This is a genomic window from Actinomyces sp. HMT897 (assembly GCF_016626125.1).
In the GTDB taxonomy this organism is placed as follows: Bacteria; Actinomycetota; Actinomycetes; order Actinomycetales; family Actinomycetaceae; genus Actinomyces.
Genome location: NZ_CP067336.1, coordinates 1,981,833 through 1,997,787 on the forward strand (window position 1 = coordinate 1,981,833; position 15,955 = coordinate 1,997,787).

13 protein-coding genes are annotated in these 15,955 nt (G+C 67.4%); 6 read left to right on the forward strand and 7 right to left on the reverse strand.

Annotation, left to right across the window (positions count from 1 at the left end; translation table 11 throughout):
- Window positions 1–22: 22 nt before the first annotated feature.
- Complete coding sequence (locus JJJ15_RS07775; RefSeq protein WP_106110153.1) at window positions 23–1,006, forward strand: glycosyltransferase family 2 protein; 984 nt, start codon at window positions 23–25, stop codon at window positions 1,004–1,006.
- Between the two features lie 366 nt (window positions 1,007–1,372).
- Here JJJ15_RS07775 and JJJ15_RS07780 read toward each other — a convergent pair whose 3' ends face one another.
- Window positions 1,373–1,972 carry a hypothetical protein gene (locus JJJ15_RS07780; protein ID WP_200510360.1) on the reverse strand — a complete coding sequence of 200 codons (600 nt, stop codon included), beginning with the start codon at window positions 1,970–1,972 and terminating at the stop codon, window positions 1,373–1,375.
- A gap of 351 nt (window positions 1,973–2,323) precedes the next feature.
- On the opposite strand from JJJ15_RS07780, the gene JJJ15_RS07785 reads away from it, so the two are divergent.
- Window positions 2,324–3,049 (forward strand): glutamine amidotransferase, encoded by a 726-nt coding sequence (locus JJJ15_RS07785; RefSeq protein ID WP_200510361.1) that lies wholly within the window; start codon window positions 2,324–2,326, stop codon window positions 3,047–3,049.
- Between the two features lie 174 nt (window positions 3,050–3,223).
- The gene (gene topA / locus JJJ15_RS07790) at window positions 3,224–6,298 is read left to right on the forward strand and encodes a type I DNA topoisomerase (protein ID WP_200510362.1); all 3,075 of its coding nucleotides are present in this window, start codon (window positions 3,224–3,226) and stop codon (window positions 6,296–6,298) included.
- A 282-nt stretch (window positions 6,299–6,580) separates the two neighbouring features.
- On the opposite strand, the gene JJJ15_RS07795 is transcribed toward topA, so the two are convergent.
- Window positions 6,581–7,351, reverse strand: coding sequence for a DUF364 domain-containing protein (locus JJJ15_RS07795; protein ID WP_200510363.1), 771 nt, complete (start codon window positions 7,349–7,351; stop codon window positions 6,581–6,583).
- Window positions 7,352–8,469: 1,118 nt separating this feature from the next.
- Between JJJ15_RS07795 and JJJ15_RS07800 the strand changes: the two genes are divergently transcribed.
- The 3 genes from JJJ15_RS07800 to JJJ15_RS07815 all read left to right on the forward strand — a co-directional run bounded on the left by JJJ15_RS07800 (window position 8,470) and on the right by JJJ15_RS07815 (window position 11,846).
- The gene (locus tag JJJ15_RS07800) at window positions 8,470–9,999 is read left to right on the forward strand and encodes a hypothetical protein (RefSeq protein ID WP_200510364.1); all 1,530 of its coding nucleotides are present in this window, start codon (window positions 8,470–8,472) and stop codon (window positions 9,997–9,999) included.
- 742 nt (window positions 10,000–10,741) lie between these two features.
- Window positions 10,742–11,203, forward strand: coding sequence for a hypothetical protein (locus tag JJJ15_RS07810; RefSeq protein ID WP_200510366.1), 462 nt, complete (start codon window positions 10,742–10,744; stop codon window positions 11,201–11,203).
- Window positions 11,204–11,297: 94 nt separating this feature from the next.
- The gene (locus JJJ15_RS07815; RefSeq protein ID WP_200510367.1) at window positions 11,298–11,846 is read left to right on the forward strand and encodes a hypothetical protein; all 549 of its coding nucleotides are present in this window, start codon (window positions 11,298–11,300) and stop codon (window positions 11,844–11,846) included.
- A 73-nt stretch (window positions 11,847–11,919) separates the two neighbouring features.
- Here the strand turns inward: JJJ15_RS07815 and JJJ15_RS07820 are convergent, their stop codons facing one another.
- The 5 genes from JJJ15_RS07820 to JJJ15_RS07840 form a co-directional block, all read right to left on the reverse strand.
- Complete coding sequence (locus tag JJJ15_RS07820) at window positions 11,920–12,399, reverse strand: hypothetical protein (protein WP_200510368.1); 480 nt, start codon at window positions 12,397–12,399, stop codon at window positions 11,920–11,922.
- A gap of 168 nt (window positions 12,400–12,567) precedes the next feature.
- On the reverse strand, window positions 12,568–13,002 hold the full coding sequence (locus JJJ15_RS07825; RefSeq protein WP_200510369.1) for a hypothetical protein: 435 nt from the start codon (window positions 13,000–13,002) through the stop codon (window positions 12,568–12,570).
- 205 nt (window positions 13,003–13,207) lie between these two features.
- Window positions 13,208–13,675, reverse strand: coding sequence for a hypothetical protein (locus JJJ15_RS07830; RefSeq protein ID WP_200510370.1), 468 nt, complete (start codon window positions 13,673–13,675; stop codon window positions 13,208–13,210).
- A gap of 85 nt (window positions 13,676–13,760) precedes the next feature.
- Window positions 13,761–15,086 (reverse strand): C2 family cysteine protease, encoded by a 1,326-nt coding sequence (locus tag JJJ15_RS07835; protein WP_200510371.1) that lies wholly within the window; start codon window positions 15,084–15,086, stop codon window positions 13,761–13,763.
- Window positions 15,083–15,529, reverse strand: a complete 447-nt coding sequence (locus JJJ15_RS07840; RefSeq protein WP_200510372.1) for a hypothetical protein — start codon at window positions 15,527–15,529, stop codon at window positions 15,083–15,085. The genes JJJ15_RS07835 and JJJ15_RS07840 overlap by 4 nt, the downstream gene beginning before the upstream one ends.
- Window positions 15,530–15,955: the final 426 nt, after the last annotated feature.

Here is a 15,955-nt window from a genome sequence, read left to right on the forward strand (position 1 = left end):
CTTGAGGAAGAGGGAGAAACGGATGGGGTCAGGGCAGGACACGGGGCGCGCAGACGACCAGAAGGCGCCCGAGGTCAGCGTGGTCATCCCGGCCCGTAACGCCCAGGGGATGATCAAGGACCAGCTGGAGGCGCTTACGCTCCAGCAGACCGACCGGCCCTTTGAGGTCATTGTGGTGGTCAACGGCTGTACGGACCGCACCGAGGAGGAGGCCCGCTCCTTCTCCGGGCGCCTGAACCTGCGCGTCATCCACTCCGAGCCCGGCTACTCCAGCTCACGCAACGCCGGTGCGCTGGCCGCCCGCTCCCACGTCGTGCTCTTCTGCGACGCCGACGACGCCGCCACCCCCACCTGGGTGGAGGCCCTGTCCTCCGCCGTCGAGAGGCGTCACGGGATCGTGGGAGGGTTCTTCGGCTACAGGCGCTTCAACACCCCCGGCGCGTGCCGGGCCTACGGGTTCGACCCCGCCTCCCCCGACGGCCCGGAGGCGCTCATGGGGGAGGACGAGTTCAAGGACGCCCGCTCGGTCTCCGGGGGGAACTTCGGGGTGTGGCGGGAGGACTACCTGCGTGTGGGGGGTCTGGACAACTCCTACCGCGGCGGCCTGGAGGAGACGGACTTCTGCCACCGCGCCCGTCAGCAGGGGATCCCCGTCGTCTTCTGCCAGGACGCGCGCATTGAGGTGCGCCTGCGCTCGGTGGCCTCACGCGCCTTCTGGCAGCAGCGGGGCTACGCCGTCAACAAGATCCTGTTCGTCGCCCGCACCGACCGCGAGAAGGGCCCCTTCGCCCACGACGTGCCCCGCAAGTTCAACGTCTCCTTCAAGTGGTCCCTCAAGGCGCTGGCGCGCAGCGGTGCCGCCGCACTGGCCTACCCGGTGGCGGACCCGGGGCGGCGCATAAAGATCCTTCACGACCTGGGCGGACACCTGGGGAGCGTGGAGGGGCACCTGAAGTACCGGGTCCTGGGACGCGTCCCACCTCGTCGGCTCCTGCGTCGGCGCTGAGGCCGGGTGCCGGGCTCGGACCCTGCTGAGGACAGGCGCGTTCAGTTCCCGGGACACTGACCCCTGGGTCCGCACGGATTGGTCGTACGGAATGGTTTGTGGCGCAGAGTTGCACATTCATCTTGGGGGCGCTGGCGGTATTCCAACGGTTTCCCGGTCTGGGAGGCGGCCGGGACAAGGATGAATGTGCAACGGCGTCCTCGTTGCACATTCATCCCTGTTTTTGGGCCCTGTCCGGTTAGCGGATCCGCGTGATTCCGCCGGTTTTTGATCTGCCGACACCCACCCTGAGACGTCCGCGTCCTGCTCCTACGGCCGGGGGCCTGTGCGCGGTCCGGGCAGGTGCCTGGTCCTGATGCGTCTCCGTCACGCGGTTCCCAGGAGCGTGGTGAGCTCGTTGGCGAAGGAGACGATCTCCTCCTGAGTCACCTTGGTGCTGTCCGCAGTCGCCTGGACCAGGCCGTCCTCGGTCTTGAGGAAGCAGACGATCGAGTTCTTGGAGGTAGAGGGGGTGCCGCACTTGCCGGTACCCGCGGGGACGGCGTCGCTCAGATCCGCCACGCGCTGGTCGTAGACGGAGGAGGTACGGAACTCCACCCCCATCTTGCGTCCCGCGCTGCTGTAGGTGTGGATACTGCTGTCGCTCTGCTTGTCGAGGGTCCAGCCGTTGACCTCCTGGGGGAAGTCGCGACCGTTCATAGCCGCGATGACGGTGCCCTCGGCAGCGGGAGTGGCCGTGGAGGCCGCCGGCTTGGAGCTGGTGGAGGCGGACGGCGCCGAGGAGGCGGGGCGTGACGGCGTCGGACTGGCAGCGGGGGCGGCGCTTGCTGTGACCGTAGGGGCCGGGGAGGAGTCTGGAGAGGAGGGGGAGGGGCTGGTGGTGGTCTCGCCTGAGGAGCCGCAGGCGGCCAGGGGCAGAGCCAGGGCTGAGACGGCGAGAAAAGTAGTGAACCTAGGAGTACGCATGTGTATAAGTATATAGGAGGTGACTGATAATGTGGGGATGCGTAGTGCCTGGGCGATTCGTGCGCTCTAGTGGGATGTATACCGCACTCTTGGTCGGGTGAGGGCCTAAGGGCGGTCGGGCGAGGGCCCGAGGCGTCAGAGCGCGGTCCCGCTACCAGCACTGGCGGCCGCGGGCTCGGGCGGATGAGGTAACGGGCCTCGCGCCAGAGCAGTCGGTGGCTGTCCCACAGGGCGCAGAAAGGGAGGTATTGGCCGCGCCCACCCCCTCGGAGCCACCGGGAGGAACCCTCGCCTCCGGAAGGGTGTGCGGGCGCCACGCCACCCGTTCGGGGCCACCGGTAGCCTGGGCGTGTGAGACCCTTCCTCCTCCTGGCGACCCGCGCCGACGACGAACCCGCAGACGCCGAGTACGAGGCTTTCCTGCTGCGTACCGGCCTGGACGCCTCTGACCTCGTCCGCTGTCGGCTGGAGGCCGGGCCCATGCCCCGCATCGACCTGGAGGACTACTCGGGGATCCTGGTAGGCGGCTCGCCGTTCAACACCACCACGGTGCACAAGTCGGCGACCCAGCAGCGTGTGGAGGCCGAGTTCGACGCCCTCCTGGACCGTGTGGTGGCTGAGGACTTCCCCTTCCTGGGCGCCTGCTACGGGATCGGTACCCTGGCCCGCCACCAGGGCGCCCACATTGACTCGACCTACGCCGAGGAGGTGGACGCGCCTGAGATCACGCTCACCCCCCAGGGCCTGGCCGACCCGCTCTGTGCCGGGATGGCCCCCGCCTTCCGCGCCTTCGTGGCCCACAATGACGCCATTACCGTGGCGCCACCCCACATGGTGGTCCTGGCCACCAGCCCCAGCTGCCCGGTGCAGATGATGCGTGTCAAGGACAACCTCTACGCCACCCAGTTCCACCCTGAGCTCGACGGCGAGTTCTTCGCCCACCGTCAGGGGTTCTACGCCGACCACGGCTACTTCGACCCCGAGGCGCTGCCCGAGATCCAGGCCTGGACCCGGGCCCAGGACGTCTCCGGCTCCTGGCACGTGCTGCGCAACTTCGTGGAGCGCTACGCCCGTTAGGCCCCGTCACCCCGCCGGCCGTGCCCGGGATCCGCCGCCACGCGCCCCTCGGTCTCGGGCACGGGCTCTGGGTGTCGTGTCCGGGCGTGCGTTACAGTCAAGCCGTCCGTGCCCCGCCCGACGGCCCCGACGGCGGAGCGGGGGCGCACCCAGGACGTTCCCAGGAGGGTTACCGTGTCCCACAAGCTTGTCATCGTCGAGTCCCCCAACAAGGTCCGCTCGATCGCCGGCTACCTGGGGGACGACTACGAGGTCGCCGCCTCCGTGGGGCACATCCGCGACCTCGCCCAGCCCTCCGAGCTGCCTGCGGACATGAAGAAGGGTCCCTACGGCAGGTTCGCCGTGGACGTGGAGGACGGGTTCGTCCCCTACTACGTGGTCAACCCCGACAAGCGCAAGACCGTCGCCGCCCTGCGTAAGGCTCTCAAGGGTGCCGACGAGCTCTACCTGGCCACCGACGACGACCGTGAGGGAGAGGCCATTGCCTGGCACCTTCTCCAGGTCCTCAAGCCCAAGGTCCCCGTCAAGCGCATGACCTTCACGGAGATCACCCGCGAGGCCGTCACCCGGGCCCTAGCCAACACCCGCGACCTGGACACCCACCGCGTGGACGCCCAGGAGACCCGCCGCATCCTGGACCGGCTCGTGGGCTACGAGGTCTCCCCGGTCCTGTGGCGCAAGATCCGTGCCGGGCTGTCCGCCGGGCGCGTCCAGTCCGTGGCCACCCGCCTGGTGGTCGAGCGCGAGCGCGAGCGCATGGCCTTCACCTCCGCGGGCTACTGGGGCGTGGAGGCCCGCCTGTCCGCCCACCAGGGTGCCGGGACCACGGGCGCCGCGCCCGGGGCCGACGTCGGACCCGGGACTGCGTCTGGGGCCGCGCCCGCGCCCGGGGCTGTGCCGGGCGCCCCCGAGACGGAGGACTCCGCCTTCACCGCCCGCCTGAGCGCCCTGGACGGTCACCGGGTGGCCACCGGACGCGACTTTGACGACACCGGCCAGCTGCGTCCCGCGGCCCGCAGGGCCGGGACGGTCCACCTGCACCAGGACGCCGCCGTCGCCGTCGCCGAGGCCGTGCGCCGCTCCACCCCCCGCGTGGCCGAGGTGGAGGACAAGCCCTACAAGCGTCGTCCGGCCGCCCCCTTCACCACCTCCACCCTCCAGCAGGAGGCGTCCCGCAAGCTGCGTATGAACCCGCGCGAGACCATGCGTGTGGCGCAGGGCCTGTACGAGAACGGCTTTATCACCTACATGCGCACCGACTCCACGGTCCTGTCCTCCCAGGCGGTGGCGGCGGCCCGCGCCCAGGTGGCCGAGCTCTACGGGGCCGAGTACGTGCCCGCCCGCCCCCGCGTCTACGCCACCCGGGCCAAGGGCGCCCAGGAGGCGCACGAGGCCATCCGCCCTGCCGGGGACCACTTCCGCACCCCCGCCCAGGTCGCCAACGAGCTCAGCGGCGCCCAGTTCCGCCTCTACGAGCTCATCTGGAAGCGCACCGTGGCCTCCCAGATGGCCGACGCCGTCGGCTCCACCGCCACCGTGCGTGTGGAGGTGCCCCTGGCCGGTGCCAAGGGCACCAGGAGCGACGGCGGACTGACCTTCACCACCGCCTCCTTCACGGCGTCGGGCACGGTCATTACCTTCCGTGGCTTCCTGGCCGCCTACGAGGAGGGGCGCGACGCCGAGCGCTACGAGTCGGAGTCGGGCGGCAGGACCGGCACCAAGGGCGGCAGGGACGTGCGCCTGCCGGCAATGAGCGTGGGCCAGGAGCTGACCGCCCTGGGCAGCCAGGCGGCCGGTCACGAGACCACTCCGCCGCCGCGCTACACCGAGGCCTCCCTGGTCAAGGCCCTGGAGGAGCGGGAGATCGGTCGGCCCTCGACCTACGCGGCCACCATGTCCACCATCTCCGACCGCGGTTACGTGGACCACCGCGGCCAGGCCCTGGTACCCACCTGGCTGGCCTTCGCGGTGACCCGCCTGCTGGAGGAGAACTTCGCCGAGCTGGTCGACTACGACTTCACCGCCTCCATGGAGGCCGACCTGGACCGTATTGCCGCTGGCCAGGAGGACCGGGTGGGGTGGCTCACCCGTTTCTACTACGGGGAGGGCGCCGGCGACGCCGCTGCGGGCGCCAGCCCGGCCGGGGCTGCGGGCGCCGGGGGTAATGCCGCTGCGGGCGCTGACGCCGCCCCGGCCGGGTCCGGGAAGGGCCCCGGCACGGGTCCTGTCCACGGTGCGGAGCAGGGGCTGAGGTCCATGGTGGACAACCTCGGTGAGATCGATGCGCGGGCTGTGAACTCCATTGAGATCGGTGAGGGCATGACCCTGCGCGTGGGCCGCTACGGTCCCTACCTGGAGGACGCCGAGGGCAGGCGCGCCAACGTGCCCGCCGACGTCGCCCCCGACGAGCTGACCGTGGACAGGGCGCGTGAGCTCCTTGCCCGCGCTGCTGACGACGGGCGCGAGCTCGGTGTGGACCCGGCCACCGGGCACATGATTATCGCCAAGGACGGGCGCTACGGCCCCTACGTCACCGAGGTCCTGCCCGAGGAGGAGGCCCCGGAGGCCTCCGGGGCGGCGCCCGAGACGGCCGAGGGCGCTGGCGGGGCTGAGACCGCCGGGGCGACGTCGGGCGGCAGGACGACCAGGGCGAGGACGACGCGGGCCAGGACCAAGAAGCCCAAGCCGCGCACGGCGAGCCTGCTGAAGTCCATGGACCTGGGTACCGTCACCCTGGAGCAGGCCCTGGACCTGCTCAGCCTGCCGCGGGTGGTGGGCCAGGACGCCGAGGGCGTGGACATTACCGCCCAGAACGGCCGTTACGGCCCCTACCTCAAGAAGGGCACGGACTCACGTTCCCTGGAGAGCGAGGAGGAGATCTTCACGGTCACCCTGGAGCAGGCCCTGGAGCTCTTCGCCCAGCCCAAGCGTCGCCGGGGCCAGGCGGCGCCGCGCGGACCGCTGCGTGAGCTGGGGGAGGACCCGGCTACCGGCAGGCCCGTGGTCATTAAGGACGGGCGGTTCGGCCCCTACTTCACTGACGGGGAGACGAACGTGACCTTGCGCCGGGGCGACGACCCCGCCACCGTCACCCCTGAGCGGGCCTACGAGCTGCTCGCGGAGAAGCGCGCCAAGGGGCCTGTCAAGAAGCGCACGACCCGTAGGACGTCGGCTAAGAAGACTACTAAGAAGACTGCTTCGTCGGGGACGTCCACCAAGAAGGCGTCCACTAAGAAGGCCTCCTCATAGCCCCCTCCCGCGAGAACGGTACTTGTTTGCCGTGAGAACGGTACTTGTTTGCCGCGCCGGGAGAATGTGCTCGTGCGGCCGGGTAGTGGCGTGGGTGGTTAAGCGTGCTGTGTGCCTGGGCGTCCGCGCGGCTGGCGTCGGTCGATCGTGTGCTGGGCGTGGGCGACCAGGCACTCGCGTGGACGGTTGGTGCTCGCTCTCGTCGGCGAGCTCGGCCCAGGCGGCGACCAGGCGCACGCGTGGACGGTTGGGTGCGGCGCCCGGTGGGGCACCGTGGTGGTCCTACGCGGTGCGGTGCTGGTGCATGCGCGTGCCCGGGCCTATCTGGCCGGTGGGGGACAGGGAGGCAATGACCTCGGCCCGGCCCACCTCGGGGTCCGGGACGTACCCGGTCACGGTGTCCACCCCCAGCTCCAGCAGGAGCGGGTGCATGGGCGTGGACGGACCCACGAGTACCGTGTGCGCCCCACCGCCCACCGCCAGGTCGATCAGGCGGGGAGCTGACTTGTTGACAAAGCTCGACGATGAGATGAACACGTAGTCGGCCTGGGGCAGCAGGTACTCGCAGGCCGTGTCCGGGTAGTCGCCCGGCTCGGGGTAGCGCTCCAGGATCTGCAGGTCGGCGGCCTTGTGCAGGGCGGCACGGGCAAAGGGGAAGTGTCCGATAATCGCGACGACCCGCCCGGTGACGGCGTCGGCGTAAGGGTCGAAGACCTGACGCCAGGTCAGTCCCGCGCCGGTGGGGACGAAGCCGTTCCGGGCGGCGACCTCGGCCCGGGAGTACCAGGAGTTGATCGCGGCCTGCCCGACGCTCGCCTCGGCCAGGTTCCAGCTGCGTACCAGGGCGGCGACGTCGCGGATAGGACGGCCCGCGTCCGGGGTGCCGACGGAGATTGCCGGGCGGCTGGTGTCCTTCATGGACCAGGCTGAGCCGACGCCGTCGGCGGAGTTGACGACCCGGGTCCACCGGGTGCCGCGGTCGGAGAGGACGACGGTCACGTCCTGGGGCAGGTCGTCAATGAGGGCGTCGTAGACGTCCCAGGGGCTGGACATGAGCGGGCTCCTTGTGTGGTCGGCAGCTTCTGGCCTTCGTTGGGTAAGGCGGACCTTACTGTATTCGCGTGGCAGTGGGGCGCGGACACGCTGGTCCCCGCCTACGGCAGCGGGTCTTTAAGGGGCTCGCTCAACGCTGACACAGACGATTGATCCCGCTCAACAACAAGGCGGGTGGCCCTGAGTGACGCGCCGGGGGTGCGGACGGCGCGCCAGAGGTGCGTGGGGTTGGAGGGCCGCCTGGGGGCTCGCCCGACGCCCACGAGCAGCAGGCGGGGACACCCTGAGCAGCAGGCATGAGGGCAGGGACGGGAGCGCTCAAGGCTGCTGGCGGCCTCGGCGAGCCTGAGCAGGCAGGTGTGGGCAGGGGGTGGGAATCTCGCAGGACGGGTACCGGACCGTCACGCCGGAGCAGGCAGGTGAGGGCAGGGAGGTGGGAGCCTGGCCAGCTCGCTCCCCGGCAGGAGACCGGCGTGGCATAGGCGGCGTCAGGAGACGGAGCCGTATGCTGTAGTGCACCCCATGTACCTCCCTTGCAGAACTGAGAATAGGTTATGACTGACATCTCCAATTTTTCTCCCCAGCAGGCCGCTGACCCTCAGACGTCCATGCAGGACATGGCACGGATTGCTGCTGAGCGACCTGACCTGTGGGTGTCTCTCGCGGCAAACCCGTCTCTCTACCCGGATCTGAGGGAGTGGCTGGGGAAGGTTGACGACCCGGCGGTCAAGGAGGCCCTCAGGGCCTCGGAGCAGCAGGCCTCGCCCGTCCCGGCTCCTGCCGCCGTGGACGCGCCCCCACCACCCCCGCCGCCCCCGGCGTCGGCACCGTCCCCACCGCCTCCGGCGTCGGCACCCGGTTCGGCCTCCGCTCCTGTCGCAGCTGACGCGGTCCACGCCCTCACGCCTGCGCCAGCGACCCCGTCACCCGCTACGGGTGCGCCGCTGGGACCGGAGCTGGCTGGCACGGTGGCTCCTGCGCCGTCTCCGTCGGCTGCGGCGATGGCGCCCACCGCTGTGGTCTCGCCGCAGCCGTCCGTCGCGGCGGGGCCTGCCCCGGCCCCAACCGGTGGAAGGCGACGTCGGCGTGGGTGGGTTATCGCTGCCGTACTCGTTCTTGTGCTCGCGGTCTCAGGCAGCGCGTTCGCCATCTACTCCTACTTCTTCCAGCGTGGGGCCTCCTCCCCGGATGGGGTCATGGACTCCATTGCGGAGGCGATCCCGGGCAAGGACATCCTCTCCCTGGGCAAGATGATCTCGCCGGAGGAGATCGATACCGTCACGAAGTCCGCTGACGTGATTAAGGACGGCGGTTCCGGGTCGGGTGAGAGGAGCTCCAAGGGGGATCCTGGGAGCCTCTTCTCTGAGGACGCGGTCGACAGCTACCTGGAGTCGGTTACCGTCAGCTCCTCGGAGATGCGGTACTCCGTTGACCAGAAGTCGGATGACCTGGCTATCGCCACCATATCCTCCTGGCGTCTTAACGCCAGGGTTGACCAGAGCCTGGCGGGCACGCTGCGCACGCGCTACGAGTCGGCAAAGGGCTCCAGCCTGAACCGGAAGGAGAAGGACTTCTTTGACGACCTTGACTTCTCGGACGCCACCTACAACGACGACGTCTCGAGGGACTTCTTCTCGGGTGATATCCCGCTTGAGCTGGTCCTGGTCCGGGAGGACGGGCGCTGGTACGTCTCCCCTATGATGACCTGGGCCCAGTGGGAGTACCAGAAGGCGGCGTCCAGGGATGACGACGTCAAGACCCCCGACTACCGGGCCGATTTTGAGGCCGAGGGGGCGCATTCACCTGAGGAGGCGGTCAGGAACCTGACCCAGTCGGTCCTCGACGCCCGTCGTCCCAGTGATCTGTTCGATAAGGACGTGACCGGTCTGCTCTCTTTGCCGGAACGTCGCCTGGCCAGGGTGTACGGGCCTGTCACGGTCGGTGACGACCGTAAGTACTCGTCGCGTCTCTCGGAGCACGCGCAGATTGACTGGGACCTGAGCTCAACTGATATCGGAGACGGCCGGGCCGTGGTGCGCCCCGGGAAGTCAAGGATCACCGTGTTCCCCGGTGAGGAGAACAAGGAGTTCACCCTGTCATTCGACGGCGACACCATGAACGTGAAGACCTCCGCCTCCAGGGACAACACGGCGTCGGTCAATATTTCACGACAGCTCGCTAATCCCGAACGGCTCGGGGTGGTGGTGGAGAACAGGCACGGAGGCTGGCACGTGTCCACCTCCGGGACAATTGTCAACGTCTTCAGCCTGCAGCCCTCGGAGCGTGCTCTCGACGACCTCTCCAGAATCCTGGAGGACGCGGGGATGAGTCCCAAGGACGCCAGCGACCTCGCTGACGCGGTCACCAGGTCCAGCGCCGTTGCCACCCCGGTCCTCGTGGCTGCCGATATTATTGGGCAGCTCAAGGACGTGGAGTGGCGTGGTCACAGCTACTCGGATCGTGATTCCGGTTCCACGGGCGGTAGCTACTACTACGGACAGTGCTCCCGGGGGGATATGGTGGCCTGCGACCTCCTCTATGCTACGGCCTCTAGCGATGAGAGGTCCTACGGTCGGTCCTGCGGGGGAAGGAACTACTCCCTGAAATACGGCGGGCAGTGTGAGGCGCTATACGGAAAGCACTACTGAGCCCACCACCGTCCTTCTGCCGGACTCGGCGTTCCCCGGTCGCTTAGGTGCCGTCGTCAGGCTTGGCCGCGAACGTCGAGTCCGGCAGGTGAGGGCGGAAGGCCGCCTCGGGGAGCGGACGACGCCCACGAGCAGCAGGCAGGTGAGGGCGGGCACATAATGTTAGTATGTTCCACGTGTCATTAACGACTTGTTGGAGGTGGTACGGGTGACGCAGGACGGATGGCCCAGGGCGTGGGCCGCACAGGAGCGCCTGGAGCGTGGAGCTGAGCGGTTACGCAGCGCATCCGGGCAGGCCGAGGACGAGGCGGCTCGGGTCTCTGGCCTGACCACACGCCTGAAGGAGGTGAGTGGGAGTGGCTGGACGCCTGACCGCGCTGTGGTCGTGACGGTGGACGTGGCTGGTCGGCTGACCGGTCTGGAGCTGGGGTCCCGGGCGTACCTCATGGATCCGCCTGCTCTGGCTGACGTTATTCTCAGGTGCGTGAGCCAGGCCCAGGACGAGGTGGCGGAGGAGGTCTCGCAGATAGCGTCCCGGACCTGGGGAGAGGACTCTCAGCTGACCCGCCAGATAGTCCGGGCAGTGTCCGTCCGCCCGGCCGACGCCGCCCGGGAACGGGAGAATTACAGGAGGAGCCCACGACGTGAGCGTCTTGGAATGTTTGACCCTGACGGCATTATTCGCCTGAGACGGTAGGTGATTCGCGTGTCTGGTGGGCGTCGTGGGTTGTCGCGTCTGGTGGTGGTGCTTCTTGTCGTGGTGGGTCTGGTGGGTGCGGGGGCGGGTTACCTGTGGTGGGTACGCCCACCGGTGCGCCGCGCCCCCCTGCCCCCAGAGATAGAGAAGGGTGAGGACCTGGTACTGGGACCGTCGATCCGGCTTGAGTTCATGTCGACCGGCGATCTCGACTTCTCCTCTCTTGGCACCCAGCGGCACGAGTGGGTCGCCTTCGTCACCTGGGCCACCAAGGACCCCACCACCAGCAGCAGGAACATAGAGCTGCGTCTGGGCCAGCCCGTCCACGTCCAGGGACTGGGAACCCTCACCCTGACCTGGGTCAGACCCGCCCCACCACCATGGGACCTGTCCGACGGCTCAGGCCCACGCCTAGGAGTAAACCTCAACCCCGACCCAGGCGTTATCAGGTGCACAGGTAAGAACCGGTACTGCTTCACCAGACCCGCCCAGGAAGCTGACGGGTAGGCGTATGCAATGAGTTGAGGGTTGCCTGTGTTGACGGTGTCCTGCACGTCCGAGAGAAGGTCTGGTGGTTTACATGGTTAAACAACGTCATGGCGTGGTTCGTTCTGGCCTGGTCCTCCTAGTGGTCGTAATCCTGGGCTGCTCGGTGGTGGGTTGGAGGATGTGGCAGGCGCAGCGGCAGCGCGAGGCTCACTCGATTCAGTGGCCCACCGTCAACAGCGTCGCCCTGCCCCCGGACGTGGAGGCAGGACAGACAATAAGCCTCGGCGGGACCGCCACCAACTTCACCAGGACAAAGGCCGGAGAACTCTACGTGGGAAGCTGCCGGATAGAGAACCGCCAGTGGGTGGTGACCCTGGACTGGGAGCTCCACGACGCCGACGACGAGCATCCCACACTCCACCTGGGCGAGAGCGCGCACCTCACCGGACTGGGCACCATCACCCTCCTCAGCGTCACCCTACCATCACCAGCCCCACCAGACGACTTCCGCTTCCCATGGGAACCCCCTCCACTAATACAAATTAGTGGAAGCTATATTATGGCCAACCTCACCCTCGACCCTGGAGTCGTCCTGTGCACAGTGGGCGACAACCTCTGCAACGAGTCGACCCAGCAGCCTACCACAACCCCCACACCCTAACTCAGACAGGCACCTATTAAACATGGATCGGATACCGACATGAGCAAAAAGACTGCTCTTTGGTCCACGTAGGCTACAGCAGTACGATTCCGGGTTCGAGCTCGAGGTTGAAGATAGCTTTCATGTAGTCGTTCCAGGGGGTCTCCTCCCACGGGAAGGTGAATACTGGTCTTGGTCTTACTGCCGTAAGCGTGATCGTTCCGAGCCCCTCAAGGTAGACGCTCTCCCCCAGACGCAGCTCCTTCTCCTCGTCGGCACCGCCGTCAGTACGCAGCCACTTAACACCCACCACCCACTCACGATTCTCAATGCGCGCCGCCCGGTACTCCAGGTAACCATAGTTAGTCCGCTCCGGAGGTATGCCCGGGCCCAGGGTCAGCGTCTCACCCTCCTCAATACCCGGGGGCAGGGGAACCCATTCAGTAGAAGGACGCTGCCACCATACATACAGCAGACGCCCACCCAGCACCGAGCAGCCTAGGGCTACCAGGGCGACCAGGACCAGCACACTACGGGACGCCTTGTGCCCGTGACGCCTGGGTCCGTGAGACATCTTCCTTCGCGACAGCTTAATCATGACCACCAGTGCCTGTACTTTGGGTGCTTCGGAGGTCTCTCGCCTATAGTGGTTCGAGTGAAGTACCTCCCGCGGTCAGAACGCTTAGTCCTTATGGGCCCGCCTTCTGGTGCGGGCGTGTCCGCATGGATTGACATTCTGCGCCTACTCATTGCAGTCGTCGGTGTACGCGCACCTGATAACGCCTGGGTCGGGGTTGAGGTTTACTCCTAGGCGTGGGCCTGAGCCGTCGGACAGGTCCCATGGTGGTGGGGCGGGTCTGACCCAGGTCAGGGTGAGGGTTCCCAGTCCCTGGACGTGGACGGGCTGGCCCAGACGCAGCTCTATGTTCCTGCTGCTGGTGGTGGGGTCCTTGGTGGCCCAGGTGACGAAGGCGACCCACTCGTGCCGCTGGGTGCCAAGAGAGGAGAAGTCGAGATCGCCGGTCGACATGAACTCAAGCCGGATCGACGGTCCCAGTACCAGGTCCTCACCCTTCTCTATCTCTGGGGGCAGGGGGGCGCGGCGCACCGGTGGGCGTACCCACCACAGGTAACCCGCCCCCGCACCCACCAGACCCACCACGACAAGAAGCACCACCACCAGACGCGACAACCCACGACGCCCACCAGGCACGGGTCCTGGTCCTCCTTGTCTTAGTGCGGGGTCGTGTGGGGTACCAGTCCTGTTCATGTCGTCTTCCTGGGGATGGTCCTGTCCTTGAGCGCTTGCGGGGGCCTAACTCTCTCGGAGCCTGGTAGCGCATCCTGATAGTTGTGACAGCACAGGATAACGCCTGCCTGAGTTAAGGTGTGGGGGTGGCGGTAGGCTGCTGAGTCGACTCGTTGCAGTCGTTGGCGTACATGCACATGGTGACGCCTGGGTCGGGGTTGAGGTTTACTCCTAGGCGTGGGCCTGAGCCGTCGGACAGGTCCCAGGGTGGTGGGGCGGGCCTGACCCAGGTCAGGGTGAGGGTTCCCAGTCCCTGGACGTGGACGGGCTGGCCCAGACGCAGCTCTATGTTCCTGCTGCTGGTGGTGGGGTCCTTGGTGGCCCAGGTGACGAAGGCGACCCACTCGTGCCGCTGGGTGCCAAGGGAAAAGAAGCTGAGGGTACCGGTGGAAGTGCCCGCGGGTGGTATCGGGGGGCTGAGGAGCAGGTCCTCACCCTTCTCTATCCCTGGGGGCAGGGGGGCGCGGCGCACCGGTGGGCGCACCCACCACAGGTAACCCGCCCCCGCACCCACCAGACCCACCACGACAAGAAGCACCACCACCAGACGCGACAACCCACGACGCCCACCAGACACGGCTCCATCTCCTCTCGCTTACAACACGGCCTCACAGGATTGACGGCGCCTATGAGATCTGACCAATATGGGTCTCATTAAAGTATGTCTGGTAGTCGTTTCGTGTGATCCGGATTTTACCTCCGTGAATACGGTCTCCGGACGAGTCTTTGTTTTCGCCCCATGGATTGTATAAAGTGACGTACTGGTCATCAATGTCGATGACGGCATACGTATGCCCATCTACGATCTGGTACCTCCCCTCGGCGTCGGTGTCGTCTACATTCCCGTCACCATTTGTGTCGACCCTCGCAGTGATGGTCTTGCCGCCATCGCTCGAGGCGGTGACCGGCTGATGACTATCAACCGCCTCCTCGATCTGCTTCCACTGGCCGTCGGTGTACTTGTCGTCGTCCCACCACGGCCATCCCAGGAACCCTGAGCCCCCGAAGGTGTTGAGATTCTTTGCCTTTTTCCCTGACAGGTCCTGCATCGCGTCCTCTGAGTGTCCGTCAGGAAGGTCGTCGTTCCCTATGAGCTTCCCGTAGGCGCGCTCGTACACGTTGAAAAGATCAGGGGTGCCACTGCCGTTCCCCTCGGTGTAGTAGTCGTTGACCTCGATCTCCTTCTTCTCCCCGTCCTTGTAGAAAGTCACAATGAAGGCCTTTTTGCTCTCGTCCCACCTGACGTTGTCGCGCAGCATCTTGCGGCCCGCGTCGGTCCAGGCGTAGGCCGCCAGGGAGGCCAGGAAGTAGCAGTCACCGATCCGGCCCTGATCAACTCCTGGTAGTTCCTGAGTACCATTTATCTGCGCCCGGATCCTCGCTATATCTGATTTCTTCAGCGGAGCTCGCGCGCAGGTGTGATCATCTTCGTCGCACTCAGTATCATCACTTGAGCTCGACCTGCTCGCACTACTTATGCCACTGGTGCTGAGTGCTGCGGCGGCGGTGCTGGCGGCGTGGGTGACCTCTGTCTGGATGGTGGCGGCCGCCTTGGCGATGGTGGTCAGGGCGGCCATGGCGGCCAGGGCCTTGACGGGGTCGCCCAGGGCGTCCAGGAGGAGGCTGGAGGCCTGGGCGCGCAAGGTGGCAGCGGCGTCCTGGGCCGCCCGGAGGACGCCAGCGTAGGACTCCAGCACCCCGGCGCCCCCCTGGTAGGTGGTCTGGAGGGATCCCAGATCGGTCTCGAGACCGCCGGTGCTCTCCTGGAAGGCGGAGGCGGCCTCGCCCTGCCAGGAGGGCGTACCGGCCGCGGCCTGGCCCACCAGGCCTGCCGCACCACCCACACGCCCCCCGGCTTGCCGCCAGGAGTCGGCCACCTCCAGCACCCCGCCTGGACTACCCAGGATCTCAGGAACCAGGCCTCCCGCCAGATCCCACGCACTCGTGCTCATCGCAACCCCTCCACGTCAGGCTCGGCCGGCTGGTCACCACGCAGGCGCTTGGCCAGGCGCTGGTATATCTCCTCCCGGGTCTGGGGGCTGGGCCCCTGCTGACGGTAAGGCGAGTCCGCACCCCAGCCGATCCCGGGGGCCACGGTCCCCAGACCCCCGGCCAGGGCGCCGACCTGCGTCTCTACCTCCTGGTCGGCCCGCGCGTAGTCGGCCGCCGCGGCCCCCAGCGCCTCGGCGGTCTGCTCGGCCCGGGCCGCGTGCCCACGCACCACGTCCTCGAGCTCCAGGCAGAAGGCCTGCGCCGCACTGGCCAGGACCGGACTGCCGAACGTGGCCTCACTGCCGGTGCTCGGCACGTACGCCACGCCTTCCAGGGAGTCGGCGGCCTCGAACGCCAGGGACCGCGCCCTCGTCAGCTCGCCGAGCACGACCTCCAGGGACACCGCACACCTCCACGCACACGCCTGTCTTTAGGATCCTCATTGTGAGAACTGCCACTACCCTAGTCCGGGTCATGTACAGGCAACAGCCCCCGTCCCAGTATCCGGACGCCTTCGCCCCGTCCCAGAGCCATAACCCGTATTAACCAAGGACTAACGGCCTACTAGCCTACGTCTGTACCGCCCCTGTCCCCACCGGGTGCCACGAGGCGGCGGCCAGGTGGACCGGTCGTCCCCCGTATTGTTCCTGTCCCCACCGGGTGCCATGGTGTGCCGGGCGCGGGCCAGCGGCACCTGGGCCACTGCCCCCGCCTCCCACTAGCCCCCACTAGGCGGAGCCCCGAACAGCGCCAGGGCGAGCCTGGTGTGCTCCTCAGTGCCCCCGCCAGGCGGAGCCCCCGCCGTCGTGTCTCCCCGGGGCGGAAACCG

Bases quoted from the DNA above. Each gene is read 5' to 3' on its own strand.
- JJJ15_RS07775 (WP_106110153.1), top strand. From the start codon at position 23: ATGGGGTCAGGGCAGGACACGGGGCGCGCAGACGACCAGAAGGCGCCC.
- JJJ15_RS07780 (WP_200510360.1), bottom strand. From the start codon at position 1,972: ATGCGTACTCCTAGGTTCACTACTTTTCTCGCCGTCTCAGCCCTGGCT.
- JJJ15_RS07795 (WP_200510363.1), bottom strand. From the start codon at position 7,351: ATGTCCAGCCCCTGGGACGTCTACGACGCCCTCATTGACGACCTGCCC.
- JJJ15_RS07820 (WP_200510368.1), bottom strand. From the start codon at position 12,399: ATGTCTCACGGACCCAGGCGTCACGGGCACAAGGCGTCCCGTAGTGTG.
- JJJ15_RS07835 (WP_200510371.1), bottom strand. From the start codon at position 15,086: ATGAGCACGAGTGCGTGGGATCTGGCGGGAGGCCTGGTTCCTGAGATC.